Genomic DNA, 26,368 nt, shown 5'->3' on the forward strand with positions numbered 1-26,368 from the left:
ACGCCTGCCTTTCAGGCAGCGGGCGCGGCCAGCGCGCCCAGATGGGCGCGGTAGTAGGCCAGCTCCGCGATCGAATCGCGCACGTCGCTGAGCGCGGTGTGCGCGGACTCCTTCTGGAACCCGGCCAGCACCTGCGGGGCCCAGCGCCGCGCCAGTTCCTTGAGCGTGCTCACGTCCAGGTTGCGGTAGTGGAAATGCGCCTCCAGCGCCGGCATCAGCCGGTGCAGGAAGCGGCGGTCCTGGCAGATCGAGTTGCCGCACATCGGCGAGGCGCCGGCCGGCACCCATTCGCGCAGGAAGGCCAGCGTGCGCGCCTCCGCCTCCGCCAGCGGCACGCCCTGCTCCAGCACCCGCTGCCACAGCCCCGACTTGCGGTGCTGGGTGCGGTTCCAGTCGTCCATCGCCTCGAGCGTGGCGAGCGGATGCGCGATCGCCAGTTCCGGCCCCTCGGCGAGCACGTTGAGTTGGGCGTCGGTCACCACCGTGGCGATCTCGAGGATGCCGTCGCGCTGGGTGTCCAGCCCGGTCATCTCCAAGTCGATCCAGATCAAGCGCTCCTGCGGCGAATCGCTGCTACCCATGCCTGCTCCGCGTCGGACGATGCGGCATGATAGCCGCGCCGCCCGGAGCCCCGCATGCCCCTGTTCACCCCCGACCCCGCCGGCCACCACGCCATCCTCACCGCGATGCTGGCGCCCGCGTTCTTTCTGACCGCGACCGCCGGCCTGCTGGCCTCCGCGAATGCGCGGCTGGCGCGGGTGGTAGACCGCCTGCGCGCGCTGATCGTGGCCTGGGAGCGCGACGCCCCGGACCGCGCCGAGCGCGACGCCCAGATCCGCCGCCACCGCCAGCGCGCGCACCTCGTCCTGCGCGCCTGCCGGCTGCTGTATGCGGGGCTGGCCGCGTTCGTCGGCACCAGCCTGGCGCTGGCGATGGACGCCCTGCTCGGCTTCCGCCTCGGCGAATTGCCGACCCTGCTGGCGGTCGCCGGCGTGCTGTGCCTGCTGGCCGCCAGCATCGCGCTCGGGCGCGAGGTGAGCCTGGCGGTCACCAGCTTCGACCTCGAGCTCGAGCACGAGCTGGCGCGGCGGCGCTGAACGCCAGCGCGCCTCGCCGCCCGCGCTCAGGCTTTGCCGCGCTTGCCGCGGAAATAGGCCGTCAGCATGGGCCCGGCGAGCTCGGCCAGCACCCCGCCCTGCACCTGCACGCGGTGGTTGTGGCGCGGATCGGCGAGCAGGTCGAACATGCTGCCGGCGGCGCCGGTCTTGGGGTCGAACGCACCGAACACCACACGCGACACCCGCGCATGCACCATCGCCATCGCGCACATCGCGCACGGCTCCAGGGTCACGTACAGGGTCGTACCGAGCAGGCGATGGTTGCCCAGCCGACGTCCGGCTTCGCGCAGAGCGACGATCTCGGCATGCGCGCTGGGATCGTGCTCGCCGATGTTGCGGTTCCAGCCCTCGCCCAGCACCTCGCCCGCGGCGGAGACGACCACCGCGCCCACCGGGATCTCGTCGTCCTCGTCGCGCGCGCGCGCGGCCAGCGCCAGCGCGTGGCGCATCCAGCGTTCGTCGGTGGTCTGCAGGTCGCTCATCCGATGATCGATGGGTTGGATGCGGATGGATGGAAGAGGAAATCGCGGCAGCCCGGCGCAGCGGCCATCCCGGCCCCGTTCATTACGGCGGGGCAATGAAGCGACCGCGCGCCCATGGCGCGCGAGCGGTCGCTTCGCCCCGGCCCCGCCTACTCGGCGGGGCAATGAAGCGACCGCGCGCCAATGGCGCGCGAGCGGTCGCTTCATTCCCACTCGATCGTCGCCGGGGGCTTGCCGGAAATGTCGTACACCACGCGGGAGACGCCGCGCAGTTCGTTGATGATGCGGTTGCTCACACGGCCGAGGAAGTCGTACGGCAGGTGCGCCCAGTGCGCGGTCATGAAGTCGATGGTCTCCACCGCGCGCAGGGCGATCACCCACTCGTAGGCGCGGGCGTCGCCGACCACGCCCACCGACTTGACCGGCAGGAACACCGCGAAGGCCTGGCTGGTCTTGTCATACAGGCCAGCCTTGCGCAGTTCGTCGATGAAGATGGCATCCGCGCGCGCCAGCAGCTCGGCGTACTCGGGCTTCACCTCGCCGAGGATGCGCACGCCCAGGCCCGGGCCGGGGAACGGGTGGCGGTAGACCATCTCGCGCGGCAGGCCGAGTTCGAGGCCGAGGCGACGCACTTCGTCCTTGAACAACTCGCGCAGCGGCTCCACCAGCCCCAGCTTCATCTGCTCGGGCAGGCCGCCGACGTTGTGGTGGCTCTTGATGACGTGGGCCTTGCCGGTCTTGCTGCCGGCCGACTCGATCACGTCCGGGTAGATGGTGCCCTGCGCCAGCCACTTGGCGTTCTTCAGCTTGGCCGATTCCTCGTCGAAGATCTCGACGAACAGGTTGCCGATGATCTTGCGCTTGGCCTCGGGATCGGACACGCCTTCCAGCGCCTTGAAGTAGCGCGCGGCGGCATTGACGCGCACGACCTTCACGCCCATGTGCTCGGCGAACATCGCCATCACCGCATCGCCTTCCTGCCAGCGCAGCAGGCCGGTGTCCACGAACACGCAGGTCAGCTGGTCGCCGATTGCGCGGTGCAGCAGCGCGGCGACCACCGAGGAATCCACGCCGCCGGACAGGCCGAGGATCACTTCGTCGGCGCCCACCTGCGCGCGCACGCGGGCGATCTGGTCCTCGATGATGTTGGCCGGCGTCCACAGCGTGGCGCAGCCGCAGATGTCGACCGCGAAGCGGCGCAGCAGCGCCGCGCCGGCGGCGGTATGGGTCACCTCCGGGTGGAACTGCACGCCATAGATTTTCCTGGCGTCGTCGGCGAAGGCGGCGATGCCGAGGCGGTCGGTGCGGGCGGTGACGGTGAAGCCCTCCGGCGCGCGGGCGACGTGGTCGCCGTGGCTCATCCACACGTTGCGCAGGGCGTCGGTGGTGGCCACCGGGGCCAGCAGCGCGTCCTCGGCGACGATCTCGAGCACGGCGTGGCCGAATTCGCGCTGGTCGCCGGCCTCGGTCGCGCCGCCCAGCTGCACCGCCAGCGTCTGCATGCCGTAGCAGATGCCGAGGATCGGCACGCCGGCGTCGAACACCGCCTGCGGCGCGGCCGGACAGCCGGGCTGGGTGGTCGATTCCGGCCCGCCCGAGAGGATGATGCCCTTGGCGCCGAACGCCGCGATCTCGGCCGGGTCGTGGTCCCAGGCCCAGATCTCGCAGTACACGCCGATCTCGCGGATGCGGCGCGCGATCAGCTGGGTGTACTGGGCGCCGAAGTCGAGGATCAGCAGCTTGTCGGCGTGGATGTCGGTCATCGGCTTGGCATCGTGGGAGTGGGCATCGCCGCCGGCGGCGCGGCGGCGTCCTGCGCGGCCCTCCATGGCCGGGCGCCGGGTCGGGCGCGACCCCGTGGCTGGCGGGCGCGCCGCCTTACCCCGCGCGGTAGTTCGGCGGTTCCTTGGTGATCTGCACGTCGTGCACGTGGCTCTCGCGCTGGCCGGCGCCGGTGACCTTGACGAACACCGGGCGCTTGCGCATCTCCTCGATGGTGGCGCAGCCGACGTAGCCCATGGTCGCGCGCAGCCCGCCCACCAGCTGGTGGACCACGCCGCGCAGCGGGCCGCGGTACGGCACCCGGCCCTCGATGCCCTCCGGCACCAGCTTGTCGGCGTCGGAAGCGTCCTGGAAATAGCGGTCCTTGCTGCCCTTCTCCATCGCGCCGAGCGAGCCCATGCCGCGGTAGCTCTTGTAGCTGCGGCCCTGGAACAGCTCGGTCTCGCCGGGGCTCTCCTCGGTGCCGGCGAACAGGCCGCCGATCATCACGCTGGAGGCACCGGCCGCGATCGCCTTGCCGATGTCGCCGGAATAGCGGATGCCGCCGTCGGCGATCAGCGGGATGCGGTCCTGTAGGGCTTCGGCCACCAGGTCGATCGCGGTGATCTGCGGCACGCCGACGCCGGCCACGATCCGGGTGGTGCAGATCGAGCCGGGCCCGACGCCGACCTTGACCGCGTCCGCGCCGGCGTCCAGCAGCGCCAGCGCCGCATCGCCGGTCACGATGTTGCCGCCGATCACCTGCAGCGCCGGGAAGTGGCGCTTGATCCAGGCCACCCGGTCCAGCACGCCCTGGGCGTGGCCGTGCGCGGTGTCCACCACCACCACGTCCACCCCGGCCTCGACCAGCGCCTCGACCCGCGCCTCGGTGTCGCCGCCCACGCCCACCGCGGCGCCGACCAGCAGGCGCCCGCTGGCGTCGTAGGCCGCGTTCGGGTTGTCGGACTTCTTCTGGATGTCCTTGACCGTGATCAGCCCGCGCAGGGCGAACGCGTCGTTGACGACCAACACCTTCTCGATCCGGTGCTTGTGCAGCAGGCCCAGCACCTCGTCGTCGCTGGCGCCCTCCTTCACCGTGACCAGCTTGTCGCGCTTGGTCATGATGTGGCGCACCGGGTCGTCGAGCTTCTTCTCGAAGCGCATGTCGCGCCCGGTGACGATGCCGACCAGCTGGCCCGCATCGTCCACCACCGGCACTCCGGAGATGTTGCGCGCGCGGGTCAGGCGCAGGACCTCGCCGATGGTGGTGTCGGGCCCGACCGTGAACGGGTCCTTGATCACGCCGGCCTCGAAGGTCTTGACCTTGGCGACCTCCGCCGCCTGCGCCTGCACGCTCATGTTCTTGTGCAGGATCGAGATGCCGCCGAGCTGGGCCAGGGCGACCGCCAGGCGCGCCTCGCTGACCGTGTCCATCGCCGCCGAGACGATCGGCAGGCGGATGCGCAGGTCGCGGGTCAGGCGGGTGTCCAGCGCGACGTCCTTGGGCAGGACGCGGGAATGCGCGGGGACGAGGGAGACGTCGTCGTACGTCAGTGCTTCGGCCTGGATGCGCAGCATCGGCGGTCCCTGGCAGGTGCGGAAGCGCGCCATTGTAGCCGGTTTGGCGGGCGCCCCGCGCGCCGCCGGGCCGGTCAGCCGGCCGCGGCTTCGGCCAGTTCCGCCGCCTCCAGCGTGTTCTGCATCAGGGTGGCCACGGTCATCGGCCCCACCCCGCCCGGCACCGGGGTGATCCAGCTGGCGCGCTTGGCGGCTTCGTCGAAGCCGACGTCGCCGACCAGGCGGCCGTCCTCGAGGCGGTTGATGCCCACGTCGATCACCACCGCGCCCGGCTTCACCCATTCGCCCGGGATCAGCCCCGGGCGGCCGACCGCGACCACCAGCAGGTCGGCCTCGCCGACGTGGCGGCGCAGCACCTCCGGCGGCGTGAACTTGTGGCAGCAGGTCACGGTGCAGCCGGCGATCAACAGCTCCAGCGCCATCGGCCGGCCGACATGGTTGGACACGCCGACGATGGTCGCGCTCTGCCCGCGCACCGGGCGGTCGGTCCAGGCCAGCAGGGTGGTGATCCCGCGCGGGGTGCACGGGCGCAGGCCGAACTGGCGCAGGGCCAGGTGGCCGACGTTGGCCGGGTGGAAGCCGTCCACGTCCTTGCGCGGGTCGATCCGCTCCAGCAGGCGGCTGGGATCGGCGATCCCCGGCAGCGGCAGCTGGACGAGGATGCCGTGCACCCGCGGATCGGCGTTCAGGCGGTCGATCAGCGCCAGCAGTTCGGCCTCGCCGGTGCCCGACGGCAGGTCGAAGTCGAAGGCTTGGATGCCCACCTTCTCCGCGGCGCGGCGCTTGTTGCGCACGTAGCTCTGGCTGGCCGGGTCGTTGCCGACCAGCACCACCGCCAGCCCCGGCCGCGGCCTGCCGGCGGCGACGCGGGCCTCGACCCGCGCCTTGAGCGCGTCCAGCAGGGCGTCGGCGATGCGTTTGCCATCGAGGATGCGTGCGGTCATGCGCGCGGATGGGAGACAATGACGGGCCTGCATTATCCCCTCTCCCACCCGCTGCGTCCTGCCGGAGCCTGCCAATGGCGATCGATCCGCCCAGCGAGACCGAACTGGAAGCCGCGGTGTTCCGCCGCCTGCGCGCGCACCTGATGGAGCGCCGCCCGGACGTGCAGAACATCGCCCTGATGAACCTGGCCGGCTTCTGCCGCAATTGCCTGGCCGACTGGTACCGCGAGGCCGCGGCCGAACGCGGGCTGGAGCTGACCCGCGAGCAGGCGCGCGAGCGCATCTACGGCATGCCCTACGCCGAATTCAAGGCGCGCTATCAAGCCGAGGCCACGCCCGAGCAGCTGGCCGCGTTCGCGGCCCGCCCGCGTTCGCAGGAGTAACCCCGGCCGCAGCGGAGGCGGCGATGGCGATCCAGGGCGTATGTCCCAAGTGCGGCAAGCGCGTCCTGCACGTGCAGGTCGAGAGCATCGTCGGCGTGGTCGATGGCCAGAGCAAGGCGCGCTGCCTGAGCTACAGCTGCATCCATTGCCGCAGCGTGCTCGGGGTGCAGATCGACCACCGCCGCCAGGTGCGGCCGCGGCGCACGCCGGCGCCCGCCCCGGCCTGAGCCAACGCGCGCCGCGGCCGCTTCAATCCTGGGCCGGCGGCTCTGTGGGCGTCGGCGTCTCGTCCGCGCGGCAGCGGCGGATCCCGCTGCCGAGCACGCATTCCACGCAGCAGGGCGTGGCCGCCTCCGGCGCGACGTCGGCCGGGACCGTCGCGTCCGCAGGCGGCGCCACCGGGCCCAGGCGCGCCAGCTCGTCCTGCGGGCGCAGCTGCAGCAGCACGGCCCAGTCCTGGCGGTTGAAGTCGCAGAAGGCCAGGGCGTCCGGGCTGCACGCCGGATCGTCGCCCCCGCGCTGCGGCAGGCCCCAGAAGCGGCCGGCCGCGTTCAGCGGCAGCAGGCGCAGGGTCACCGCCTGCAGCAGGTTGCCGCCGACCAGCCAGGCGCGGGCGTCGCCCGGGGTGGCGGTGGACACCACGATGTCGCAATGCATGGCCAGCCCGCGCTCGCCGCGGGCGATCAGCGCGGCCAGCCCGTCCATGCCGCGCAGCTGGCGGGTGCGCACGTAGCACAGCAGGTCGCCGGGGGCCGGCGGCGTGCTGCGCGGATCGCGGAAGCGGTAGGGGCTGCCGTCGGGGTCGCGCAGGGCAGCGCGCACATAGTCGAAATGCGCGGCAGCCGGGCGGAAGCCGGGCACCCCGGCGCGCTGCAGCACCCACGACACGAACGCGGCCGACCACGGCACGTCGATCACGAACGCACGGCAGGCCAGCCCGGGGTCGCGCGGGTCGGCCAGCGCCATGCGGCAGGCCGCGCCGCCCTCGCGCTCGGCCAGGCCGGTATCGATCCAGTACTGCGCCACCCGCCGCCACGGGGCGCCGCCGTCCGCCATCCCACGCGCCTCGCCCTCCCACACGCTGGCGCTGGCCAGGCGCCCGTCGGGGGTGATGAAAGGCTGCTGCCAGCGCTGCCATTCGGCGCAGGCGATCGCGGCGATCCGGGTGGCGACCTCGCCCGCCGATTCCTGCGCGCGCAGCGCCGGGCACGGATCGCGCGCCTGCGCAGGGGCCGGCAGCAGGCTCAATCCGGCCAGCAGCAAGACGCAGATCCCGACGGCGATCCCTCGCATCGCCCCTCCCTCAGCCGCCGGCGCAGTGCACGGCGATCTCGGCATATCCCCGGAAAGCGCGATCCGGGGCGCAGACCGGACACGCCGGGTCCGGCCCGAAGCCGATGTCGCGAAAGCGCATCGCCAAGGCATCCACGTGCAGCAGGCGACCGATGAGCGGCTGGCCGATGCCCAACAGCAGCTTGAGCGCCTCGGTCGCCTGCAGCAGCCCGATCACGCCCGGCAGCACCCCGAGCACCCCGGCCTCGGCGCAGTTGGGTGCGGCCTCCGGGGGCGGCGGCTCCGGGAACAGGCAGCGGTAGCACGGCGCCTGCCCGCGCCGGCGGCCGGCGTCGAACACGCTCAGCTGGCCCTCGAAGCGGTGCACCGCGCCGTACACCAGCGGCTTGCGCAGATGCACGCAGGCGTCGTTGAGCAGGTAGCGCGCGGCGAAGTTGTCGGCGCCGTCCACCACCACGTCCACGCCGTCCAGCAGCGCCTCGACGTTGGCGGCGGTGACCCGTGCCGGCACCGCCTCGACCGCCGTGCGCGGGTTGAGCGCCGCGAGCGTGCGCGTGGCCGAATCGACCTTGGGCTGGCCGATGCGGTCCTCCCCGTGCAGGATCTGGCGCTGCAGATTGCTGCGCTCGACCCGGTCGTCGTCCGCCAGGCGCAGGTGGCCGACCCCGGCCGCGGCCAGGTAGAAAGCGGCCGGCGAGCCCAGTCCGCCGGCCCCGACCAGCAGCACCCGCGCGGCCGCCAGCCGCCGCTGGCCGTCCAGGCCGACTTCCGGCAGGCGCAGGTGGCGGCTGTAGCGCTCGAGGAAATCGGCATCCTCCTGCGGCGCCTGCAGCGGCAGCCCGGCCGCGGCCCAGGCCTGGGTGCCGCCGGCGACCGAGGCCAGCCGCCGGTAGCCGCGTGCGGCCAGTGCCTCCGCGGCCTGCCGCGAGCGCACGCCGCTCTGGCAGATCAGCAGCACCTCGGCGTCGCGGTCCGGCAGGTGGGCCTCCGGGGCGGCCTCCAACTGCGCACGTTCGATCCCGAGCGCGCCAGCGGCCATCCCGAGGGCGCGCTCGTGCGCGGCGCGCACGTCGACCAGGCAGGCGCCGGCACGCAGCCGCTGCGCCGCCTGTTCCGGGGTCAGTTCGAGGATCGGCATGCGCGGATTGTGCCCGAGCCGGCGCGCGGCGCGTCAGTACGGCAGCACCTCGACCACCGCGCCGGCGGGCAGCTGCTGCGGCCCCTCCGGCAGCACCAGCAACGCGTTGGCCGCGGCCGCGGCGCGCAGGCGGTGCGAACTGGTGGCCGCGGTGTCCGGCACGATCTCCAGCCGGCCGTCGGCGGCGCAGGCCAGGGTGCCGCGCAGGAACTCGCGGCGCGCATGGTCCTTGCCCGCGGGCGCCGCCAGCCGTGCCGACCAGCGTGGGCGCGGCGCGCGCCCCTGCAGGCCGTCGAGCAGGGTCCGGCCGAGGGTGAGGTAGGTCGCCAGCACCGCCACCGGATTGCCCGGCAGGCCGAGGAACTGCGCGCGGCCGAGGAGGCCGGCCAGCACCGGCATGCCGGGCTTCATCATCACCTTCCAGAAATGCACCTGGCCGTGCGTGCGCAGGTGCGCCGGCAGCAGGTCCTTCTCGCCGACCGAGGCGCCGCCACAGGTCAGGATCACGTCGAAGGCGGACGCGGCATCCGCCAGCGCGCTGGCGATCCGCGCCGGATCGTCCGGCAGTGGCGGCCAGGCGACCGGATCCAGGCCGTCCGCACGCAGCAGCCCGAGCAGCAGCTCGCGGTTGCTGTCGTAGATCTGTCCCGGCTGCAGCGGCAGGCCGGGGCTGACCAGCTCGTCGCCGCCGGTGAACACAGCGACCGTGGGCCGCTGCCGCATCGGCAGCTGCGCATGCCCGGCGGCGGCGGCGAGCGCGACCTGCGCCGGCGACAGCGCGGTGCCGGCTTCGAGCAGGCGCGCGCCGGCCGCGCAGTCGTCGCCGGCGCGGCGCACGTACTGCCCGGGCGGCAGATCCGGCGGCACCTGCACCCGCTCGCCCACGACCTGCGCCTGTTCGCGGATGGCGATGGTGTCGGCGCCCTCCGGCAGCGGTGCGCCGGTGGTGATGCGCACGCACTCGCCGGGCCCGAGGCGCAGCCCGCGCGCGGGGCCTGCGAACTGCTCGCCGACCAGGTGCAGGCCGTCGGCGGCCGTGGCGAGGTCCGCATGCCGGCAGGCATAGCCGTCCATCGCGCTATTGTCGAACGGCGGCAGCGGTTGCAGCGCATGCACGTCGCGCGCCAGCACCCGGCCGTGGCAGCGCGCGAGCGGCAGGGATTCCTCCGCCAGGCGCGCGGCCGCCGCGACCTGCGCCAGCCGCGCCTGCGCCTGCGCGAACGCCAGCCCGACCGGGAACGGGGTTTCCTGCATGCCCTGCCCTCCGTCAGCCGCGCTTGACGTGGCGCAGCAGGCGGCGCCGCTTCGCCTGCTGGCGTTCGGTCAGTTCGTTGCGGCGACCCTCGTAGGGGTTGCTGCCTTCCTTGAACACGAACCGGATCGGGGTGCCGACCAGCTTGAAGCGCTTGCGGAAGAAGTTCTCCAAGTAGCGCTGGTAGGCCGGGCTCAGGGTGCGCAGGCGGTTGCCGTGGACCACGAAGGTCGGCGGACTCTCGCCGCCCGGATGGCAGAAGCGCAGCTTGGCCACGTGCCCGCGCACCACCGGCGGCGGGTTGGCGGCGTACGCCGCCTCCAGCGCGCGGGTCGCCTCCGCGGTGCCGAACGCGCGGGTGGCGGAGGCATGCGCGCGATGGATGGCGCGGAACAGCTCGCGCAGCCCGGAGCCGTGCAACGCGGAGATGCGCACGCGCTCGGCCCAGTCCACGAACGCGAGCTTGCGCGCCGCCAGCGCCTCCGCCTGCTGGCGCTCGTAATCGCTGCGGCCGTCCCATTTGTTGAGGGCGATCACCAGCGCGCGCCCGGCGTCCAGCACTGCGCCGAGCACGGTCGCGTCCTGGTCGGTCACGCCCTCGCTGGCGTCCAGCAGCAGCACCGCCACCTGGCAGTCCTCAATCGCCTGCAGGGTCTTGACCACCGAGAACTTCTCGACCGCCTCCTCCACCCGCGCGCGCCGGCGCAGGCCGGCGGTATCGACCAGGCGGTACTTGCGGCCGTCGCGCTCCAGATCGACCGCGATCGCATCGCGGGTGGTGCCGGGCACCTCCGAGGCGATCATCCGCTCCTCGCCGAGCAGGCGGTTGACTAGAGTGGACTTGCCCACGTTCGGGCGGCCCACGAACGCGATCCGGATGCGCTCGGGATCGTCGTCGAGGGCCTGCGCCGCGCCCGCCTCCGGCAGCCGCGCCTGCACCTGCGCCAGCAGCGCGTCCAGCCCGGTGCGGTGGGCGGAGGACACCGCCTGCACCGCGGCGATCCCGTAGCGGGCGAACTCCGCCTGCGCGGCGCGCGCGTCGATGCCGTCGGCCTTGTTGACCACCAGCACGGTCGGCTTGGCCAGCTTGCGCAGCCAGGCCAGGATGTCGTCGTCCAGAGCCGAGGGGCCCTCGCGGCCGTCGACCACGAACAGGACCACGTCGGCCTCCTCCGCGGCCGCGCGCGCCTGGCGCGCGGTCGCGCCGGCCAGGCCGCTGTCCTCGCCGGCGATGCCGCCGGTGTCCACCAGCACGAACGGGCGCTCCGGCAGCAGCCGGCAGACGCCGTAGTGGCGGTCGCGGGTCACGCCCGGTTCGTCGTGCACCAGCGCATCGCGGCTGCGCGTCAGTGCGTTGAACAGGGTCGACTTGCCGACGTTGGGGCGCCCGACCAGGGCGACGAGCGGAAGCATGGCCTAGGCTCCTGTCGGAGGCGGGTTGCGTAGCCCCGCCGGAAATGGCGGCGGCCCCGGCACCCGTGCCGGAGCCGCCCGATCGGGCCGGCGCGCAGCGCGCCGACACCGGCGTCACTGCAGGCGGAACGCCGCCAGCTCGCCGTCCCGGGTCTGGATCACGGCGATGTCGTCGGCGACCACCGGCTGCGCCACGATCGGCGCACCGAGCTTGGCGCGCGCGGCGAACGCGCCGTCCTTCAGCTGCAGCCAGTGCACGTAGCCCTCGAGGTCGCCGACCAGGGCATGGTCGCCCTGCACGGCGGGCGCGGTGGTGTTGCGGTGGGCCAGGCCTTCCTGCTGCCACAGGCTGCCGCCGGTGTTGCGGTCCAGCGCCCAGACCTTGCCCGCAGGATCCGTCACCACCACCGCGGAATTACTCAGCCCCAGCCCGCGCGGGCCGCCGGTGTCGCGGTCCCACAGCACCTGCCCGGACGGCCCGTCGATCGCGACCGTGTGGTTCTTGTAGCTGGTGGCGTAGAGCACGCGGCCGTTGAGCACCACCGGGCCGTCCACGTCGGCCATCCGCTCCAGCTCGCTGCGGCCGTCCGGCTCGGCCACCGCGGCCGACCACAGCACGCTGCCGTCGTTGGGCGACAGCGCGGTGACGGTGCCGTTGTCGTGGCCGACGAACACGATCCCGGGGCCGAGGGTGACCGGGCCGGTGCCGCGCACGGTCAGCGCCGGCTGGTCCACGGTGTAGAACCAGCGGCGCTCGCCGCTGGCGGCGTCGAACGCGGTCACGCGGTCGTCGTTGGAGTGCACGAACACCAGCCCGCCGCCGATCGCCGGCGCGGCGATCACCTCGTTGCCGACCTTGGCGGTCCACTTCTCGGCGCCGGTCTGGGCGTCGTAGGCCACCACGTCGCCCTTCAGGCTGCCGACCACCACCAGCCCCTCGCCCACGCCCGGGCCGCCGGACAGGGCCAGCTTGGACGGGGTGTGCCACAGGGTCTGCCCGGTCTTGAGGTCGAGCGCGTACACCCCGCCGTCGACCGCGGCGGCATACACCCGCCCGTCGAGGATGGCCGGATGCTGGCCGAGGCCGAGGTCCTTCTCGCCCTTGCCAATCTTGACGTCCCACAGCCGGGTCGCGGTGATGGTCGGAGCGATCTGGGCCAGCGGGGTCGGCTCCAGCGCCTTGTCCTGGCCGCGGCCGGCGAACACGTTCTTGACCGTGCTGCAGCCGGCCAGCATCCCGGCGGCGAGCAGCAGGACCAGCCCGCTGCGGGCGAAATGGCGGATGGGATGGGACATCAGCTCTGCTCTCCGGCATGCGGCGGCTGGCCGCCGGCATCGATCAGTTTGAACTCGACCAGGCGGTACTGCGGGTCGCCCACGTCGAGCTTGCCCAGCGCCTTGCGGTAGGCCTCGCGCGCCTGCTCGCGCTGGCCGAGCGCGAGGTAGGCATCGCCGCGCACCGCCCACGCGCCGGCATCGTCCTGCTGCGCCAACTGCGCCAGCGCCTCGCGGCCCTTGCCGGCGTCCACCAGCAGGCGCGCCAGGCGTTCGCGCACGAGTGCGCGCAGCGCCGGGTCGAGGTCGTGCAACCCGCGCAGGGTGGCGATCGCGTCGTCGCGCTTGCCCGCCGCGACCTGCGCATGCGCCAGTTCCAGCGCCGCCAGCGCGCCGAGGGTGGGGTTGCCCTTGGCGATCGCGGCAAGCTCGGCGCGCCCCTGGTCCGCCGGCAGCCGCCCCGCGGAAAACGCCGCCACCGCCTGCGCGTAGCGCGCGTTGACCGCCATCGCCGCCTGCTGCTGGCGGCCCTGCCACCAATGCCAGCCGCCGATCGCGGCCAGCCCGAGCAGCACCCCGCCGATCAGGCCGGGGGCATTGCTGCGCAGCCAGCGGCGGACGCGTTCGCCTTGTTCGTGTTCGTCGAGCAGCTCGTCGATCGCCATGCTGTTCCTGGGCCCGCGGCCCGGCCGCGGGCGGTCTGGGGATGGGAGGGGATGCGCCGGCGGCCGGCGGGCCGGTCAGTCGGACGCGGCCAACGTGCCGTCGGAGGATACCGCAAAGCGCGCCACGTTCGCGCGCGCATGCGCCTGCACATCCACGTCCTCGCCGCGATTGCGCAGTACCGCGGCGGACGCGTTGCCGATGGTCAGGCGCGCCAGCTGACCGGGTGCGTAACGGCGCTCGCTGCCGGCCGGCAGCACGCCGCGTTCGACCACGCTGCCGTCCGCAGCGACCGCCTCGACCCAGCTCGGCGCGCGCAGCTGCAGTTCGATCGCGGCGCGCGGCGCCGGCAGCACCACCGGCGCCATCGAGGCGACCACCGTGCGCCCCGCGGCCGGCGGCACCGGCGCCGCCCCGGCCGGCGCGTCCGCGGCGCCGAGCGGCACGTCCAGCGGCGCGCTGCCGCCGCCCGGGGCGGCCAGGTGCTGGCGGGTGGCGATCCAAGCCGGGATCGCCAGCGAGAGGGTCAGCACGATGTAGATCAGGCGCCGGCCGAGTTGCTCCGCCCACCACTGCCACTTCGGCGTGTGCACCCGGCTCACCAGCCGGGTCGGCTCGACCGGGCCGACGTCCAGGGCCTGCATCATCGGCGCGGTGGTCAGCCCGAGCAGGCGCGCGTAGCTGCGCACCTGGCCGCGCACGAACACCGGCGCGCCCAGGCGCGACCAGTCCTCGGCCTCCAGCGAGCGCACCACCCGCGCCGGCATGCGCAGGCGCGCGGCGACGTCGTCGATGCTCAGGCCGGCGGCCTCGCGCGCCGCCCGCAGGCGGTCACCGCATCCGGGAGGCAGGTGCTGCGAGGCGTCAGATCGCTGGCTCATGGGTTGCGCGGCGGAACAGGGGCGGCCGGGGGAAGCGCGTTCAAACGGGAAAGATAGCGCGAAGCGGCCGCGTTGTCGCCCAAGCGCGACTCGACCGTGGCCGCCAGGCGCAGGGCCTCGGCGTCCTGCGGGGCCTGCTCCAGCCAGCGCTCGAGGAATGCGCGCGCCTCCAGCAGGCGATCGCGCCCGGCTTCCAGCCGGGCCATCCCGGCCAGCGCGATGAGATTGCGCGGGTCGGCCGCCAGCGCCAGCCGCCAACTGGCCTCGGCGCGGGTCGGCTGCCCGGCCTGCAGCGCGCAGTCCCCGGCGTTGGCCAGCGCGATCGCCGGGGTCGGATAGCTCGGGTCGGCGACCGCGCGCTCGAACCAGCCCAGGGACTCGCCGGGCTGGCCGTTCGCGCACAGCCAGGTGCCGTAGTTGTTGGCGTAGATACCGTTGTCCGGCATCGCGCCGGCGGCGGCCTTGTAGTAGCGCCCGGCGGCGGCATGGTCGCCGCGCGCGTCCGCGATCGCGCCGAGCAAAGTGGCGACGTCGTTGCCGTCGGCACCGGCCTTGCGCGCCTGCTCGGCCAGGCGCTGCGCACGCGCCAGGTCGCCGAGGCGGTACGCATCGCCGGCATTCTGCAGGAGCAGGACCGGATCCTCGTCGCGGCGACCGGGCTTGCCGCCGACGTCGTAGGTCGGGGCGACCTTGGTGTAGGCCCCGCGCTCGGCCGAGGGGCGGATGAAGGTGAGCCGATCCATCGCGCGGCAGCCGGTCAGCGCGATCAGCGCTGCCAGCAGCATCATGCGCGCGACGCGCTCAGGCCGCATCGCCGACTCCGGCCGCCTGCGCGCGGCGGAACTGCGCCGAGCGCCGGGTGCGGTCCAGCACCTGCCCCTTCAGCTGGCCGCAGGCGGCATCGATGTCGTCGCCGCGGGTGCGGCGCACCGGCGCGATCAGGCCGGCCTCGTTGAGGCGCTTCTGGAACGCGCGGATCGCCGCCTCGTCCGGGCGCGCGAAACGGGTACCGGGGAAGGGATTGAACGGGATCAGGTTGACCTTGGCCGCGTCCTTCATCTGCACCCGGCGGTCGAAGTCGCGCAGCAGCGCGACCAGCGCGCGCGCGTGCTCCGGCTGGTCGTTGACGCCCTGGATGAGGGTGTACTCGAAGGTGACCGATTCGCCCTTCTTGCGCAGCGCGTAGCGCACGCAGGCGTCCATCAGCTCGGCGATCGGGTACTTGCGGTTGAGCGGCACCAGCTGGTCGCGCAGCTCGTCGAACGGCGCGTGCAGCGACACCGCCAGCGACACGTCGCTCTCCTGTGCCAGGCGGTCGATCATCGGCACCATGCCCGCGGTGGAGAGGGTGACGCGCTTGTTGGCCAGGCCGTAGCCGAGGTCGTCGCGCATGATGCTCATCGCGCGCACGACGTTGTCGAAGTTGGCCAACGGCTCGCCCATGCCCATCATCACCACGTTGGTGAGCTTGCGCTGCTGGTGCGGCACGTTGCCGAGGTGGCGCGCCGCCACCCACACCTGGCCGATGATCTCGGCGGTGGACAGGTTGCGGTTGAAGCCCTGGGTGGCGGTGGAGCAGAAGGTGCAGTTGAGCGCGCAGCCCACCTGCGAGGAGACGCACAGCGTGCCGCGCCCCTTGTCCGGGATGTAGACCGTCTCGATCGCGTTCTGGGCGTCCATGCCCAGCAGCCACTTGTGGGTGCCGTCGGCGGAGGCCTTGTCGAACAGAACCTGCGGGGCGCGCACCACGGCGCGCGCCTCGAGCTTGGCGCGCAGCGCCTTGCCGAGATCGGTCATGGCCGCGAAGTCGGTGACGTAGCGGTGGTGGATCCACTTCATCACCTGGTGGGCGCGGAATTTCTTCTCGCCCAGTTCGTCCTGGAAGAAGCGCTCCAGGCGGGCGCGGTCGAAGTCGAAGATATTGGTTTTCCCGGCATCGGCCGGGATCGCCGCCTCGGTGCCGCGGCCGTCCGCGCCGGCAGGGGCCGGCGCGGCGGCAGGCACAGCCCCGTCCCCGCCCGGCAGGGCGGTCGCGGCGGACGGGGCGCGCGGATCGCTCATCGCCGGCTCAGCGCGCGTAGACGTCGGTGGCCGGGAAGAAGTAGGCGATCTCGATCGCGGCGTTCTCCAGCGAGTCCGAGCCGTGCACGGCGTTGGCGTCGATGCTGTCGGCGAAGTCGGCGCGGATGGTGCCCGGAGCGGCGTCCTTCGGGTTGGTGGCGCCCATCAGCTCGCGGTTCTTCAGCACCGCGCCCTCGCCTTCCAGCACCTGGATCATCACCGGGCCGGAGATCATGAACTCGACCAGCGCGTTGAAGAACGGGCGCTCGCGGTGCACGGCGTAGAAGCCCTCGGCCTCGGCGCGCGAGAGGTGCTTCATCTTGGCGGCCACGATCTTCAGGCCGGCCTGCTCGAAACGGGTGTAGATCTGGCCGATGACGTTCTTGGCGACGGCATCGGGCTTGATGATCGAAAGGGTGCGCTCCAGCGCCATGGGCATGCTCTCCGGTGGGCGGGCCGGCGATCGCCTCGCGGGCCCGGGACGATAACAGAAAACCCGCGATGGGGCGCGGGTTTGGCCGATATGGCTGCGGCGGATTCTAGCGCATCTCCCACGCCCTCCGCACCCCGCGCGCGGCGCCGGCCGTGGCCGCGGGCCCGCGCGCGATTGACGTACGCCGGCGTACGGCGTAGCCTCAAACGCTCGTTTGAGCGGGAGGCGCGGATGGCACTGCAGCACTTCTCCACCAAGGACCGCATCCTGCATGCGGCGGAGGAGCTTTTCGCCGAGCAGGGCTTCGCCACCACTTCGCTGCGCCAGGTCACCAGCCGCGCCGACGTCAACATCGCCGCGGTCAACTACCACTTCGGCAGCAAGGACAACCTGATCAACGAGGTGTTCCGCCGGCGCATGGACGAGATGAGCGCGCAGCGCCTGGCCGCTCTCGACCAGGCGCGCGCGCAGCACCCGGGCGAGCTGGAGCCGATCCTGGCCGCCTTCATCGAGCCGGCGCTGGCGATGGCGCGCGACCGCCATGGCGGCGGCGCCTTCATCCGGGTGATCGCCCGCGCCTATGCCGAGAGCAACGCCGGGCTGCGCAAGTTCCTGTCGGAACGCTACGGCCACGTGCTGCGCAGCTTCGCCAAGGCGATCGCCGGCTGCCTGCCCGAGCTGGGCAAGGACGAGTTGTACCGCCGGCTGGACTTCTTGGCCGGCGCGCTGACCTATGCGATGGCCGACTTCGGCCTGATCAAGTGCCCGCCGGGGACCAGCGAGGCCGCCCACCGGCAGCGCCTGGCGCAGTCCCTGATCCAGTTCGCCGCCGCCGGCTTCCGCGCCGCCGGCCCCTGATCCTGCAAGGAGAGACGACCCATGTCTGAGAAACTGCTCGTGCGCCGCGCCGCCGTGCTCGGTGCCGGGGTGATGGGTGCGCAGATCGCCGCGCACCTGGTCAACGCCGGGGTGGACACCGTGCTGTTCGACCTGGCCGCCAAGGACGGCCCGGCCGAGGGCATCGTGCTGAAGGCGATCGCCAACCTCGGCAAGCTCTCGCCCAGCCCGCTGGCGGTCAAGTCGGTGGCGGACGCCCTGGTGCCGGCGACCTACGACACCGGCCTCGAGTTACTGCGCGGCTGCGACCTGGTGATCGAGGCGATCGCCGAGCGGATGGACTGGAAGCAGGACCTGTACCGCCGGATCGCCCCGTACGTGCCGGCGCATGCGATCCTCGCCAGCAACACGTCTGGCTTGGGAATCAATACGTTGGCGGGTGTTCTTCCGGAAGAACTCAAGCATCGCTTCTGCGGCGTGCACTTCTTCAACCCGCCGCGCTACATGCACCTGGCCGAGTTGATCCCGGCGCAGACCACCGACCCGGCGGTGCTCGACGGGCTGGAGACCTTCCTCACCACCCAGCTCGGCAAGGGCGTGGTGCGGGCCAAGGACACCCCGAACTTCATCGGCAACCGGATCGGGGTGTTCTCGATCCTCGCCGTCGCCCACCACACCCGCGCCTTCGGCCTCGGCTTCGACGAGGTGGACGCGCTGACCGGGCCGCTGCTGGGGCGGCCGAAATCGGCGACCTACCGCACCTCGGACGTGGTCGGCCTGGACACCATGGCGCACGTCATCCAGACCATGGCCGACACCCTGCCGGACGACCCCTGGCATGGTTACTTCCAGTCCCCCGACTGGCTGCAGGCGCTGATCGCCAAGGGCGCGCTCGGCCAGAAGACCGGGGCCGGGATCTACCGCAAGGTCGGCAAGGACATCGTGGTCCTCGACGTGGACAAGCAGGACTACCGCCCGGCCGACCGCGGCGCGGCGCCGGAGGTGGTCGAGATCCTCAAGCTGAAGGACCCGGCCGAGAAGTTCGCCCGCCTGCGCGCCAGCCAGCACCCGCAGGCGCAGTTCCTGTGGGCCACCCTGCGCGACCTGTTCCACTACACCGCCTACCACCTGCAGGCGATCGCCGACACCGCGCGCGACGTGGATTTTGCGATCCGCTGGGGCTATGGCTGGCTGCAGGGGCCGTTCGAGACCTGGCAGTCGGCCGGCTGGAAGGCGGTGGCGCAGTGGATCGCCGAGGACATCCGCGCCGGGCGCGCGATGAGCACGGCTCCCCTGCCCGACTGGGTGTTCGACGGCCGCGACGGGGTGCACGCCGCCGGCGGCAGCTACAGCCCGGCCAAGGATGCGCTGCTGCCGCGGTCGTCGCTGCCGGTGTACCGCCGCCAGCGCTTCCCCGACCCGCTGCTCGGCGAGCGCTTCCCGCCCGGCGAGACCCTGTACGAGAACGACGGCGTGCGCCTGTGGACCGACGGCGACGGGATCGGCGTGGTCGGCTTCAAGACCAAGATGAACACCGTATCCGACGCGGTGCTGGACGGCCTGCACGAGGTGATCGAGCGCGCCGAGCGCGACCTCAAGGGCGTGGTCCTGTGGCAGCCGCGCGAGCCGTTCTCGGCCGGGGCCGACCTCGCCGGCGCGCTCGGGCTGCTGCAGGCCGGCAAGCTCGATGCGTTCGAGGCGATGGTCGCCCGCTTCCAGGCCACCAGCCAGCGCATCAAGTACGCGCTGGTGCCGGTGGTCGCGGCGGTCCGGGGGCTGGCGCTCGGCGGCGGCTGCGAATTCCAGATGCACAGCGCGCTGACCGTGGCCCACCTGGAGAGCTACATCGGCCTGGTCGAGGCCGGGGTCGGCCTGCTGCCGGCCGGCGGTGGCCTGAAGGAGCTGGCGGTGCGCGCCTCGGCCGCGGCCGGCCCGGGCGGCGACGTATTCGCCGAGCTCAAGAAAGTGTTCGAGACGGTGGCGATGGCCAAGGTCTCCTCCTCCGCCGCGGAGGCCAAGGAGCTTGGCCTGCTCCGCGCCAGCGACAAGGTCGCGTTCAACGCCTACGAGCTGCTGCACGTCGCGCGCCAGCAGGCCTTGGCGCTGCACGAGGCCGGCTATCGCCCGCCGCTGCCGGCACGGCGGGTGCAGGTCGCCGGCGAGATCGGCATCGCGACCTTCCGCATGCTGCTGGTGAACATGCTCGAAGGCCGCTTCATCAGCGACTACGACAACGAGATCGCCACCCGCATCGCCACCGTGCTGTGCGGCGGCGAGGTCGAGCGCGGTGCGCTGGTGGACGAGGACTGGCTGATCCGGCTTGAGCGCAAGCACTTCGTGGAGCTGGCGCAGCAGCCCAAGACCCAGGAGCGCATCGCGCACATGCTCAAGACCGGCAAGCCCCTGCGCAACTGAGCGACGACGAGGACAACCCCATGAGCAAGCAGATCCAGGACGCCTACATCGTCGCCGCGACCCGCACCCCGGTCGGCAAGGCGCCGCGCGGCGTGTTCCGCAACACCCGCCCCGACGACATGCTGGCGCACGTGCTCAAGGCCGTGGTCGCGCAGGCACCGGGCATCGACCCGGCACGTATCGACGATGCCATCATCGGCTGCGCCATGCCCGAGGCCGAGCAAGGCATGAACGTGGCGCGCATCGGCGTGCTGCTGGCCGGCCTGCCGGAGAGCGTCGGCGGGCAGACCATCAATCGCTTCTGCTCCTCCGGGCTGCAGGCGGTGGCGCTGGCCGCGCAGCAGATCCAGCTCGGCAACGCCGACCTGGTGCTGGCCGGCGGCACCGAGTCGATGAGCATGGTGCCGATGATGGGCAACAAGGTCGCGCTGTCGCCGGCGGTGTTCCGCGACGACCACGTGGCGATCGCCTACGGCATGGGCATCACCGCCGAAAAGGTCGCCGAGCGCTGGCAGGTCAGCCGCGAGGACCAGGACGCGTTCGCGCTGGCCTCGCACCAGAAGGCGCTGGCGGCGCAGGCCGCCGGCGAGTTCCGCGACGAGATCACCCCGTACGAGGTCGTGGCGCGGCTGCCCGACCTCGCCGGCAACACCATCCAGCTCAAGAAGCGCCTGGTGGAACAGGACGAGGGCCCGCGCGCCGACACCTCGCTGGAGGGCCTGGCGCGCCTGCGCCCGGTGTTCCGCAACGGCCAGGCCGGCGGCACCGTGACCGCCGGCAACAGCTCGCAGATGAGCGACGGCGCCGCCGCGGTGCTGCTGGCCTCCGAGCAGGCGATCAAGGACTACGGCCTGACCCCGCTGGCGCGCTTCGTCAGCTTCGCGGTGGCCGGGGTGCCGCCGGAGATCATGGGCATCGGCCCGATCGCCGCCATCCCCAAGGCGCTGCAGCGGGCCGGCCTCGGCCTGGACCGGATCGACTGGATCGAGCTGAACGAGGCGTTCGCCGCGCAGTCGCTGGCGGTAATCCGCGACTGCAAGCTCGATCCGGGCAAGGTCAACCCGCTCGGCGGCGCAATCGCGCTCGGCCACCCGCTGGGCACCACCGGTGCCAAGCTGACCGCGACCGTGGTGCACGGCCTGCGCCGGCGCAAGCTCAAGTACGGCATGGTGACCATGTGCATCGGCACCGGGATGGGGGCGGCGGGAATCTTCGAATCCCTCTGACCCGCAGCGTTCCGAGCACAGGCAAACGGCGCCGCAAGGCGCCGTTTGCGTTGGGCACGCCGGCGGCCCCGCCCGTGGTTCGAACGGGGCTTCTCGCTACTGAGACTTCTCGCAAACCAACCGCCGCAGCGCCGCCGGCACCACGGCCTCCGGCAGCGACACGGTCTGACCGCATCACCGTCGGCCGAGCAGGCCGCGGGTCAGGTCTCGACCACGCCCATCGCGTCCAGCGCGTGTTGCATCAGCCCGCGCGCGGCCTCGCTGAGGGTCTCGTGGTCGAGCGCGTAGCGGATGGTGGCCTCGACCAGGCCGAGATGGGTGCCGCAGTCGAAGCGGGTGCCGTGGAAGCGGAACGCGTCCACCCGCTCGCGCGCGAGCAGCGCCGCGATCGCGTCGGTGAGCTGGATCTCGCCGCCGGCGCCCTTGGGCGTGCGCTCGAGCAGGTCGAAGATCGCCGGGCTCAGGATGTAGCGGCCGACCACCGCCAGCGTGCTCGGCGCGGCCTCCGGCGCGGGCTTCTCGACGATCTGGCGGATCCGCCCGGCCTGGCCGTCGAAAATATCGGTGGCGACGATGCCGTAGCTGCCGGTCTGCGCGCGCGGCACGTCCTGCACCGCGACCACGCTGGCGCCGGTCGCCTGCGCGTGCGCGGCCATCTGCGCCAGCGCGCCCGGCCCGCGGCTCCAGATCAGATCGTCCGGCAGCAGCACCGCGAACGGCTGCGCGCCGACCACCGGGCGCGCGCACAGCACCGCATGCCCGAGCCCGAGCGCCTCCGCCTGGGTCACGAACACCGCGCGCACGCCCTCCGGCAGCACGTTGCGCACCAGCCGCAGCTGCTCGGCCTTGCCGGCGCGCTCGAGCTTCTGCTCCAGCTCGTAGGCCTTGTCGAAGTAGTCGGCGACCGCGTGCTTGTAGCGGTTGGTGATGAACACCAGGGTGTCGCAGCCGGCGGCGATCGCCTCGTCCACCGCGTACTGGATCAGCGGCCGGTCCACGATCGGCAGCATCTCCTTGGGCACGGTCTTGGTCGCCGGCAGAAAGCGGGTGCCGAGCCCGGCGACCGGGAACACGGCGATGCGCACGCGCGGGGAGTCGGAGGTCTGGTGCATGCGGGGACGTACGGCGATGGCAGGGGGTCAGGGCTGGCGCGCGCGGCGCGCGGGGAAGGCGAGCACGGTGGCGGCGCCGCCGGCATCGTCGCCGACCGGGACGAAGTCCGGCACCGCCGAGCGCAGCGCGGCCGCCAGCTGCTCCAGGTCGTAGTCGCGCACGCCCTGGCGCAGTGCCTCCAGCGCCTGCTCGACCCGCTCCGGGCTGACGCTGCGCGCGGTCGCCTGCAGGATCTTGGGATGCTGGGTCGGGCTGTAGCGCTCGTCGCTGTGGAACAGCGTCTCGTGCAGCTTCTCGCCCGGGCGCAACCCGGTGTATTCGATCGCGATGTCGCGCCCGGGCTGCTTGCCGGCCAGCCGGATCATCTGCTCGGCCAGCATCCGGATCGACACCGGCTCGCCCATGTCGAGGGTGTAGATCGCCTGCTGCGCACCGATCGCGGCGGCCTGCAGGATCAGCTGGCAGGCCTCGGGAATGGTCATGAAATAGCGGGTGACCTCCGGATCGGTGACCGTGACCGGGCCGCCGCGGCGGATCTGCTCGCGGAACAGCGGCACCACGCTGCCGGCCGAATCCAGCACGTTGCCGAAGCGTACCGTCACGAACCGCGTCGAGCGCGCGTCCACCAGCGCCTGGCAGACCATCTCGGCCAGCCGCTTGGTGGCGCCCAGCACGTTCACCGGATCCACCGCCTTGTCGGTGGAGATCAGCACGAAGGTGCCCACCCCGGCGGCGCGGCTGGCGCGCGCCACCACCTCGGAGGCCAGCACGTTGTTGCGCACCGCCTCGCGCAGCTGTTGCTGGAGGAGCGGGACCTGCTTGTAGGCCGCGGCGTGGAACACCGCATCCGGCGGCTCCGCGCCGAGCGCATGGCGGATGGTGGCCGGATCGCCGCAGTCGCCGAGCACCGGCACGCAGGCGATGTCCGGGAAATCGCGGCGCAGGCCGGCATGCACGGTGAGCAGCGCCAGCTCGTCGATCTCCAGCAGCACGATCCGGCGCGCGCCATGGCGGGCGCATTGGCGGCACAGCTCGGCGCCGATCGAGCCGCCGGCGCCGGTCACCAGCACCGCACGCCCGCCCAGCCAGGCGCGGATCGCCTTCCAGTCCGGGGTCACCGGCTGGCGCCCGAGCAGATCCTCGATCGCCACCTCCTTCAGTTGCCCGGGCAGGAAGCGGCCCTCGAGGATGTCGTCCAGCCGCGGCACGGTCCGGAACGGCACCCCGCTGTCCTCGCACAGGCCGACCACCCGGCGCATGCCCGCGGCATCCAGCGAGGGGATGGCGATCACCAGCAGCTGCGCCGCGGTCTCGCGCGCGATGCGGGCGACGTCGTCGATCCGCCCCAGCACCGGCAGGCCCTGCAGGCGCGCCCCGCGCAGCGCGGTGGCATCGTCGAGGAAGCCCACCGGGTCGTAGCGGCCGGTCCGGCGCAGGTCGCGCACCAGCGCCTCGCCCGCCTGCCCCGCGCCCAGGATCAGGACGCGCTCGGCGCCTTCGTCGGTGCGCAGCATGCGCTGGTCCTTCCAGGCCCGGAACAGCAGGCGCGGGATGCCCAGCAGCAGGGTCAGCACGAACGGATACAGCAGCAGCGCCGCGCGCGAAACCAGATCCAGCCGGCTGTAGAAGAACAGCCCGATCACCAGGCCCAGCAGCCCCAGCAGGCTGGCCTTGAAGATGTTGAGCAGGTCCGGGACGCTGGCGAAGCGCCACAGCCCGCGGTACAGGCCGACCTTCCAGAACACCAGCCCCTGGGCCAGCATCACGATCAGCACCGTGGGCGAGAACGGATCGAGGTCCAGCGGCGTCGGCTGCAGCGCGTAGCGCAGGTAATGCAGGCCCTGCCAGCACACCCACACCATCGCCAGGTCGTGGGTGGCCACCGCCAGTCGCGGCAGCCGGTACTTCAGCCTGTCCTTCCATGTGCTCATGCCGTGCGTCCCTCGCCACTGCCGCGGCGCAGCCAGCCCCACAGGCCGCCGGCCAGCAGCGCGGCCGCCGTCGGCACCTGCCATGCGGCCTGCGCCGGCAGGCGCGGCGCCGCGTACAGCATGACCGCGCAGGCCAGCGCCGTCCACCCCGCATATGCGAGGGTCACGACGTGGTGGCCGCGACGCCGGCTCCAGCACTGGTAGGCATGCTGCACGTGCGGCTGCCACCAGCGCTCGCCACGGCGGATGCGGTCGGCCAGGGTCAGGCCGCTGTCGGCCAGCATCGCCAGCGGCGGCAACAGCAGCCAGGGCCACTCCGCCGGCGGCAGCGCCAGCGCGGCCAGGCCGAGCAGGAGCGCGACCGCATAGCCGAGGCTGCCGCTGCCGACATCGCCGAGAAAGACCCGCGCGCGCGGCAGGTTCCACGGCAGGAAGCCGGCGCAGGCGGCGGCCAGGGCGATCCCGGCCGCACCCGCGGTGGCAGGCGCGAGCAGCGCCAGCGCCAGGCCGCACAGCAGGGCCTGGCTTGCGGCCAAGCCGTCGATGCCGTCCATGAAGTTCCAGGCGTTCACCAGCCCCAGCGCCATCCCCGCCGCGAGCGCCGCCAACGGCAGCCCGCCGCCCAGCCGGTGCAGCGCGAGTGCCAGCAGCAACGCGGCCGCGGCGTGCGCCAGCAGGCGCGGCCAGGCGGGCAGCGGGCGGTGGTCGTCCCAGCCGCCGGCCAGCGCGACCAGCGCCAGGCCCGCGGCGAGCAGGCCCCAGGGCAGCGGATCCGGCGCGCGCAGCCCCAGCACCACGAGCGTGCCGACCAGGGCCAGCGCGATCCCGATGCCGCCGCCGCGCGGGGTCGGCACCGCGTGGCTGCGGCGATCCCCGGGCAGATCCAGCAGTCCGCGGGCATGCGCGTGCACGATCGCCCAGCGCGCGCCCGCCCAGGCCACCGCCGCGACCGCCAACGCGCCGGCCGCGGCCTCAGACCACGGCATAGTTCAGCAGCGGCTTGACCGTGCCCCACTCCTTGCAACTCGGGCACTGCCAGTGGTGGCTGCGCGCCCCGAAGCCGCAGCGGTTGCAGCGGTAGCTCGGGTTGCGCACCAGCAGTTGGTCGGTGATGTGCTTGAGGTCGTGCAGGGTCGCCCGGGCGTCCGCGCCCTCGGCCAGGGTGAGGTCGATCAGCGCCGCCTCGCCGCGCACCGAGGGCCGGTCCTTGAGCTGCTGGCCGAGGTAGCGGCGCGCGGCGCCCACACCCTCCTCCGCCTCCAGCATCCGGGTCAGCGCCAGCACCGGCGCGATCCCGCGGTAGTGCTCGCACATTTCCGACAGGAACGCGCGCGCGCCGCTGCGGTCGCCGGTCTGCTCGTAGTTCTCCAGCAGGAGCGGCAGGATCACCGGCAGGAACTCCGGGTCGTGGCGGGCGGCGCGCTCGAGCGCGCGGATCGCGGCCTGGGTGTTGCCGGCCTCGGCGTCGAGCCGGCCTTCGATGATGCCGGCACGCACCGACACCGGGTCGGCGGCGTAGGCGCGCGCGACCGCCGCGCGCGCCGCGGCGGCGTCGCCGTTGCTGCGGTGGCGGTCGGCCAGTTCGCATTCGAAGTGCGCGATCAGCCGCCCCATCGGCTCGCCGGTCGCCTGCTCGTAGCGGCGCGCATTGGCGATCGCCTTCTCCCAGTCGCGCTCGGCCTGGTAGATGGCGATCAGGTGGCGCAGCGCCTGCGGCGCGCGCTGGTCAAGCTGGGCGAGGTCGTTGAACACGGTCTCGGCGCGGTCGAGCAGGCCGGCGCGCATGTAGTCCTCGCCGAGCGCGGACAGCGCCTGGATCTTCTGGGTGTCCGACAGGTCCGGGCGTTGCGCCAGCGCCTGGTGCAGCCGGATCGCGCGGTCGACCTCGCCGCGCCGGCGGAACAGGTGGCCGAGCGCGACCTGGGTCTCGAAGGTGTCCTTGTCCAGTTCGGCGACATGCAGGAACAGCTCGATCGCCTTGTCCGGCTGCTCGTTGAGCAGGTAGTTCAGGCCGCGGAAGTAGGTGGTGGACAGCTTGCTGACCTGGCGGTCGCGGTGGTGCTCGCCGCCGCGGCGCCCGATCACCCAGCCGAGCACGGCGGCGAGCGGCACGAACACGAACAGCGGCCACCATTGCTCGAGCAGATCCATCCTGTGTCCTCTCGCCTGGA

Annotated in this window: 25 protein-coding genes; 6 read left to right on the top strand and 19 right to left on the bottom strand. The window is 72.8% G+C overall.

All coding sequences use genetic code 11. The features are described 5' to 3' along the window. Positions 1–11: 11 nt before the first annotated feature. Entirely contained in the window at positions 12–581 is a 570-nt protein-coding gene (gene orn / locus ML340_RS10120; RefSeq protein ID WP_240099265.1) for an oligoribonuclease, read from the bottom strand. Positions 582–635: 54 nt separating this feature from the next. Here orn and ML340_RS10125 point away from each other — a divergent pair, with 54 nt between their 5' ends. After that, positions 636–1,097 carry a DUF2721 domain-containing protein gene (locus ML340_RS10125; RefSeq protein WP_240099267.1) on the top strand — a complete coding sequence of 154 codons (462 nt, stop codon included), beginning with the start codon at positions 636–638 and terminating at the stop codon, positions 1,095–1,097. Between the two features lie 26 nt (positions 1,098–1,123). On the opposite strand, the gene tadA is transcribed toward ML340_RS10125, so the two are convergent. From tadA to folD, 4 genes are all read right to left on the bottom strand, one after another. Beyond that, a complete protein-coding gene (gene tadA, locus ML340_RS10130; RefSeq protein WP_240099269.1) occupies positions 1,124–1,600 on the bottom strand; it encodes a tRNA adenosine(34) deaminase TadA in 477 nt (158 codons plus the stop codon). Positions 1,601–1,803: 203 nt separating this feature from the next. Next, positions 1,804–3,363 carry a glutamine-hydrolyzing GMP synthase gene (gene guaA, locus ML340_RS10135; protein ID WP_240099271.1) on the bottom strand — a complete coding sequence of 520 codons (1,560 nt, stop codon included), beginning with the start codon at positions 3,361–3,363 and terminating at the stop codon, positions 1,804–1,806. 115 nt (positions 3,364–3,478) lie between these two features. After that, positions 3,479–4,939 carry an IMP dehydrogenase gene (guaB, locus tag ML340_RS10140; RefSeq protein WP_240099355.1) on the bottom strand — a complete coding sequence of 487 codons (1,461 nt, stop codon included), beginning with the start codon at positions 4,937–4,939 and terminating at the stop codon, positions 3,479–3,481. A 74-nt stretch (positions 4,940–5,013) separates the two neighbouring features. Next, on the bottom strand, positions 5,014–5,883 hold the full coding sequence (folD, locus tag ML340_RS10145; RefSeq protein ID WP_240099273.1) for a bifunctional methylenetetrahydrofolate dehydrogenase/methenyltetrahydrofolate cyclohydrolase FolD: 870 nt from the start codon (positions 5,881–5,883) through the stop codon (positions 5,014–5,016). A 74-nt stretch (positions 5,884–5,957) separates the two neighbouring features. On the opposite strand from folD, the gene ML340_RS10150 reads away from it, so the two are divergent. Both ML340_RS10150 and ML340_RS10155 read left to right on the top strand, forming a co-directional pair. Then, positions 5,958–6,266 (top strand): DUF1244 domain-containing protein, encoded by a 309-nt coding sequence (locus tag ML340_RS10150; RefSeq protein WP_240099274.1) that lies wholly within the window; start codon positions 5,958–5,960, stop codon positions 6,264–6,266. 23 nt (positions 6,267–6,289) lie between these two features. After that, entirely contained in the window at positions 6,290–6,493 is a 204-nt protein-coding gene (locus ML340_RS10155; protein ID WP_240099276.1) for a hypothetical protein, read from the top strand. 22 nt (positions 6,494–6,515) lie between these two features. Here ML340_RS10155 and ML340_RS10160 read toward each other — a convergent pair whose 3' ends face one another. From ML340_RS10160 to ndk, 10 genes are all read right to left on the bottom strand, one after another. After that, the gene (locus tag ML340_RS10160; protein WP_240099278.1) at positions 6,516–7,559 is read right to left on the bottom strand and encodes a DUF2272 domain-containing protein; all 1,044 of its coding nucleotides are present in this window, start codon (positions 7,557–7,559) and stop codon (positions 6,516–6,518) included. Between the two features lie 10 nt (positions 7,560–7,569). Continuing rightward, positions 7,570–8,697 carry a molybdopterin-synthase adenylyltransferase MoeB gene (moeB, locus tag ML340_RS10165; RefSeq protein WP_240099280.1) on the bottom strand — a complete coding sequence of 376 codons (1,128 nt, stop codon included), beginning with the start codon at positions 8,695–8,697 and terminating at the stop codon, positions 7,570–7,572. A gap of 33 nt (positions 8,698–8,730) precedes the next feature. Further along, positions 8,731–9,951, bottom strand: coding sequence for a molybdopterin molybdotransferase MoeA (locus ML340_RS10170; protein ID WP_240099282.1), 1,221 nt, complete (start codon positions 9,949–9,951; stop codon positions 8,731–8,733). A gap of 13 nt (positions 9,952–9,964) precedes the next feature. Continuing rightward, positions 9,965–11,362, bottom strand: coding sequence for a ribosome biogenesis GTPase Der (gene der, locus ML340_RS10175; RefSeq protein ID WP_240099284.1), 1,398 nt, complete (start codon positions 11,360–11,362; stop codon positions 9,965–9,967). A gap of 114 nt (positions 11,363–11,476) precedes the next feature. Then, positions 11,477–12,658: an outer membrane protein assembly factor BamB gene (gene bamB, locus ML340_RS10180; RefSeq protein WP_275672707.1), complete on the bottom strand. Its 1,182-nt coding sequence runs from the start codon at positions 12,656–12,658 to the stop codon at positions 11,477–11,479. Then, complete coding sequence (locus ML340_RS10185) at positions 12,658–13,302, bottom strand: YfgM family protein (protein WP_240099286.1); 645 nt, start codon at positions 13,300–13,302, stop codon at positions 12,658–12,660. Before ML340_RS10185 ends, bamB begins: the two co-directional genes overlap by 1 nt. A gap of 75 nt (positions 13,303–13,377) precedes the next feature. Then, on the bottom strand, positions 13,378–14,181 hold the full coding sequence (locus ML340_RS10190; protein WP_240099288.1) for a helix-turn-helix domain-containing protein: 804 nt from the start codon (positions 14,179–14,181) through the stop codon (positions 13,378–13,380). Further along, positions 14,178–14,993: a tetratricopeptide repeat protein gene (locus ML340_RS10195; RefSeq protein WP_240099290.1), complete on the bottom strand. Its 816-nt coding sequence runs from the start codon at positions 14,991–14,993 to the stop codon at positions 14,178–14,180. Before ML340_RS10195 ends, ML340_RS10190 begins: the two co-directional genes overlap by 4 nt. Continuing rightward, positions 14,983–16,242 carry a dual-specificity RNA methyltransferase RlmN gene (gene rlmN / locus ML340_RS10200; protein WP_240099292.1) on the bottom strand — a complete coding sequence of 420 codons (1,260 nt, stop codon included), beginning with the start codon at positions 16,240–16,242 and terminating at the stop codon, positions 14,983–14,985. Before rlmN ends, ML340_RS10195 begins: the two co-directional genes overlap by 11 nt. A gap of 7 nt (positions 16,243–16,249) precedes the next feature. Then, the gene (gene ndk / locus ML340_RS10205) at positions 16,250–16,675 is read right to left on the bottom strand and encodes a nucleoside-diphosphate kinase (protein ID WP_240099294.1); all 426 of its coding nucleotides are present in this window, start codon (positions 16,673–16,675) and stop codon (positions 16,250–16,252) included. Between the two features lie 231 nt (positions 16,676–16,906). Between ndk and ML340_RS10210 the strand changes: the two genes are divergently transcribed. The 3 genes from ML340_RS10210 to ML340_RS10220 are packed head-to-tail and all read left to right on the top strand — an operon-like array spanning position 16,907 to position 21,153. Beyond that, complete coding sequence (locus tag ML340_RS10210) at positions 16,907–17,533, top strand: TetR/AcrR family transcriptional regulator (RefSeq protein WP_240099296.1); 627 nt, start codon at positions 16,907–16,909, stop codon at positions 17,531–17,533. 21 nt (positions 17,534–17,554) lie between these two features. Continuing rightward, on the top strand, positions 17,555–19,927 hold the full coding sequence (locus ML340_RS10215) for a 3-hydroxyacyl-CoA dehydrogenase/enoyl-CoA hydratase family protein (protein WP_240099298.1): 2,373 nt from the start codon (positions 17,555–17,557) through the stop codon (positions 19,925–19,927). Positions 19,928–19,947: 20 nt separating this feature from the next. Beyond that, a complete protein-coding gene (locus ML340_RS10220; RefSeq protein WP_240099300.1) occupies positions 19,948–21,153 on the top strand; it encodes an acetyl-CoA C-acyltransferase in 1,206 nt (401 codons plus the stop codon). A 200-nt stretch (positions 21,154–21,353) separates the two neighbouring features. Here ML340_RS10220 and galU read toward each other — a convergent pair whose 3' ends face one another. From galU to lapB, 4 genes are read right to left on the bottom strand one after another with little or no spacing between them, the layout of a single operon-like run. Then, the gene (gene galU, locus ML340_RS10225) at positions 21,354–22,265 is read right to left on the bottom strand and encodes a UTP--glucose-1-phosphate uridylyltransferase GalU (protein WP_240099301.1); all 912 of its coding nucleotides are present in this window, start codon (positions 22,263–22,265) and stop codon (positions 21,354–21,356) included. A 27-nt stretch (positions 22,266–22,292) separates the two neighbouring features. Next, complete coding sequence (locus ML340_RS10230; RefSeq protein ID WP_240099303.1) at positions 22,293–24,197, bottom strand: polysaccharide biosynthesis protein; 1,905 nt, start codon at positions 24,195–24,197, stop codon at positions 22,293–22,295. Further along, a complete protein-coding gene (locus tag ML340_RS10235) occupies positions 24,194–25,183 on the bottom strand; it encodes an MraY family glycosyltransferase (protein WP_240099305.1) in 990 nt (329 codons plus the stop codon). Before ML340_RS10235 ends, ML340_RS10230 begins: the two co-directional genes overlap by 4 nt. Next, positions 25,170–26,348, bottom strand: coding sequence for a lipopolysaccharide assembly protein LapB (gene lapB / locus ML340_RS10240; protein ID WP_240099307.1), 1,179 nt, complete (start codon positions 26,346–26,348; stop codon positions 25,170–25,172). The genes ML340_RS10235 and lapB overlap by 14 nt, the downstream gene beginning before the upstream one ends. Positions 26,349–26,368 lie beyond the last annotated feature (20 nt).

Source organism: Thermomonas flagellata (assembly GCF_022419185.1).
GTDB lineage: Bacteria > Pseudomonadota > Gammaproteobacteria > Xanthomonadales > Xanthomonadaceae > Thermomonas > Thermomonas flagellata.

Excerpts from the sequence above, each read along its gene's own strand:
- orn (WP_240099265.1), bottom strand. The coding sequence starts at position 581 with ATGGGTAGCAGCGATTCGCCGCAGGAGCGCTTGATCTGGATCGACTTG.
- ML340_RS10125 (WP_240099267.1), top strand. The coding sequence starts at position 636 with ATGCCCCTGTTCACCCCCGACCCCGCCGGCCACCACGCCATCCTCACC.
- tadA (WP_240099269.1), bottom strand. The coding sequence starts at position 1,600 with ATGAGCGACCTGCAGACCACCGACGAACGCTGGATGCGCCACGCGCTG.
- guaA (WP_240099271.1), bottom strand. The coding sequence starts at position 3,363 with ATGACCGACATCCACGCCGACAAGCTGCTGATCCTCGACTTCGGCGCC.
- guaB (WP_240099355.1), bottom strand. The coding sequence starts at position 4,939 with ATGCTGCGCATCCAGGCCGAAGCACTGACGTACGACGACGTCTCCCTC.
- folD (WP_240099273.1), bottom strand. The coding sequence starts at position 5,883 with ATGACCGCACGCATCCTCGATGGCAAACGCATCGCCGACGCCCTGCTG.
- ML340_RS10150 (WP_240099274.1), top strand. The coding sequence starts at position 5,958 with ATGGCGATCGATCCGCCCAGCGAGACCGAACTGGAAGCCGCGGTGTTC.
- ML340_RS10155 (WP_240099276.1), top strand. The coding sequence starts at position 6,290 with ATGGCGATCCAGGGCGTATGTCCCAAGTGCGGCAAGCGCGTCCTGCAC.
- ML340_RS10160 (WP_240099278.1), bottom strand. The coding sequence starts at position 7,559 with ATGCGAGGGATCGCCGTCGGGATCTGCGTCTTGCTGCTGGCCGGATTG.
- moeB (WP_240099280.1), bottom strand. The coding sequence starts at position 8,697 with ATGCCGATCCTCGAACTGACCCCGGAACAGGCGGCGCAGCGGCTGCGT.
- ML340_RS10170 (WP_240099282.1), bottom strand. The coding sequence starts at position 9,951 with ATGCAGGAAACCCCGTTCCCGGTCGGGCTGGCGTTCGCGCAGGCGCAG.
- der (WP_240099284.1), bottom strand. The coding sequence starts at position 11,362 with ATGCTTCCGCTCGTCGCCCTGGTCGGGCGCCCCAACGTCGGCAAGTCG.
- bamB (WP_275672707.1), bottom strand. The coding sequence starts at position 12,658 with ATGTCCCATCCCATCCGCCATTTCGCCCGCAGCGGGCTGGTCCTGCTG.
- ML340_RS10185 (WP_240099286.1), bottom strand. The coding sequence starts at position 13,302 with ATGGCGATCGACGAGCTGCTCGACGAACACGAACAAGGCGAACGCGTC.
- ML340_RS10190 (WP_240099288.1), bottom strand. The coding sequence starts at position 14,181 with ATGAGCCAGCGATCTGACGCCTCGCAGCACCTGCCTCCCGGATGCGGT.
- ML340_RS10195 (WP_240099290.1), bottom strand. The coding sequence starts at position 14,993 with ATGCGGCCTGAGCGCGTCGCGCGCATGATGCTGCTGGCAGCGCTGATC.
- rlmN (WP_240099292.1), bottom strand. The coding sequence starts at position 16,242 with ATGAGCGATCCGCGCGCCCCGTCCGCCGCGACCGCCCTGCCGGGCGGG.
- ndk (WP_240099294.1), bottom strand. The coding sequence starts at position 16,675 with ATGGCGCTGGAGCGCACCCTTTCGATCATCAAGCCCGATGCCGTCGCC.
- ML340_RS10210 (WP_240099296.1), top strand. The coding sequence starts at position 16,907 with ATGGCACTGCAGCACTTCTCCACCAAGGACCGCATCCTGCATGCGGCG.
- ML340_RS10215 (WP_240099298.1), top strand. The coding sequence starts at position 17,555 with ATGTCTGAGAAACTGCTCGTGCGCCGCGCCGCCGTGCTCGGTGCCGGG.
- ML340_RS10220 (WP_240099300.1), top strand. The coding sequence starts at position 19,948 with ATGAGCAAGCAGATCCAGGACGCCTACATCGTCGCCGCGACCCGCACC.
- galU (WP_240099301.1), bottom strand. The coding sequence starts at position 22,265 with ATGCACCAGACCTCCGACTCCCCGCGCGTGCGCATCGCCGTGTTCCCG.
- ML340_RS10230 (WP_240099303.1), bottom strand. The coding sequence starts at position 24,197 with ATGAGCACATGGAAGGACAGGCTGAAGTACCGGCTGCCGCGACTGGCG.
- ML340_RS10235 (WP_240099305.1), bottom strand. The coding sequence starts at position 25,183 with ATGCCGTGGTCTGAGGCCGCGGCCGGCGCGTTGGCGGTCGCGGCGGTG.
- lapB (WP_240099307.1), bottom strand. The coding sequence starts at position 26,348 with ATGGATCTGCTCGAGCAATGGTGGCCGCTGTTCGTGTTCGTGCCGCTC.